At 32.2% G+C, this 1,622-nt stretch carries 1 protein-coding gene; it reads right to left on the bottom strand.

Annotated features, from left to right (window positions below; translation table 11 throughout):
* Positions 1–1,246: sulfatase-like hydrolase/transferase (locus HRU49_RS14640; protein ID WP_296358473.1), on the bottom strand; the 1,246-nt coding region annotated here is incomplete at its 3' end.
* Between the last annotated feature and the right edge of the window lie 376 nt (positions 1,247–1,622).

Genomic DNA, 1,622 nt, shown 5'->3' with positions numbered 1-1,622 from the left:
AGTCTCCCTGTCTAACAGCTCCTTTATTAGAACCAAACCAATATAAAATATCGTGTGGGTTTCCTTCTTTATTTCCTTGTATATAAGGGATAAGGTTTACGCCATCAAGAATATTTTGGTGATTTGGTAATGCGTTTGCAACTTCACAAAAAGTAGGATATAAATCTAAAGCAGAAACCGGCTTTGAATAAACCTTACCACCTTTTAATACTTTAGGATAACGAATAATAAAAGGTACTCTTATACCTCCTTCATACATTTGTGATTTATGTCCTCGTAAAACCCCATTACTACCTAACATTTCTTTTTCCCAATTCTTAGGCCAATTTACTGGATAAGCAAAACTGGCTCCGTTGTCACTTAAAAAAGCAACAAGCGTATTTTCTGTTAATCCGTTTTTGTCTAAAGTATTTAAAATTTTACCTATATTTTCATCCATAGATATTTGCATTGCACCATATAATTTTTGAGCATCAGTTTTCAAATGTGATACCTGGCTTTTATGAGCTTCTTTTGCATGAAGCGGAGTATGCGGTGCATTGAAGGCAACATACATGAAAAAAGGATTATTTTTATTGCGATCTATATATTCTGATGCTTGTCTACCAATTCTGTCAGTTAGATATTCTCCTCCTTCTTTATCTGATAACCATAAAGCTTTACTTTTTTCATGATTTGCACGTATGCCGTCTACTCCTTTATAATTGCCATTTTTATCTTTGAAATACTCTCCAACAAAGTGCATTACAGAATAGGATTCGTCAAAAGTAGTTTTGGGATACCCTATCAAATTCCATTTACCTAATACTACTGATTTATATCCTGCTCGCTCTAAAGGTTCAGAAATTATTTCTATTGGTTTTTTAATTCTATTTTCTTCCTCGCTTTCAATAATGCCGTGTTGCGACAAATCTAAAGCAGCATCTATATTCCAACGAACTCCAAATTTTTGTTGATAAACACCTGTTAAAACACCATATCGTGCTGGGGCACATATTGGCGCTGTTACATAACCATCTGTAAATCTAACCCCTTCATTTGAAAGTCGATCAATATTTGGGGTTGAGACTAAGTTGCTATTACCATAACAACCTGCATCGCCATAACCCATATCATCTGCAAGAATAAATATGATGTTTGGTTTTATATCCTTCTGTTTAGTATTAACTATTTTTTTTTTTTGACAACTTATCGAAGTAGCAAAAAGAAATATTACTAGAATCGATTTTAAAACAATCTTATACATAGGATTTTTGTGATTTGATATTTTATAGATTTAGTTAATAGTAAGATTCATCCTTTCTGTAGTTTGAATAAAGTATTCGAATAATTATTGCCGTTTAAGCACAATTTTGTCGAGTAATAATGTTTGTTGTTGCAATCCAAGCTGGAATTCAAAACGAACATCCTCAGCAATTTCACCAGTATGAGTATAAAACATAGAAAAAGTTTCTCCATTACTTGATATTGATTGAATTTCACTTTCATAAAATATATTATCTAAATTATTAACATCTTTTAGATATATCTTTATTTTTCCGTCGCCGCTTTAAGATTTTGCCATAATACTAATCTCATAGGTTGCACCTTCTAATAGATGTATTAAAGTACGACCAGGGGCT

It is taken from the genome of Winogradskyella sp. (assembly GCF_013213975.1).
GTDB lineage: Bacteria > Bacteroidota > Bacteroidia > Flavobacteriales > Flavobacteriaceae > Winogradskyella.
Note: the sequence above shows the minus strand (reverse complement) of the source record. Positions and strands in the feature narration are given on the sequence as shown.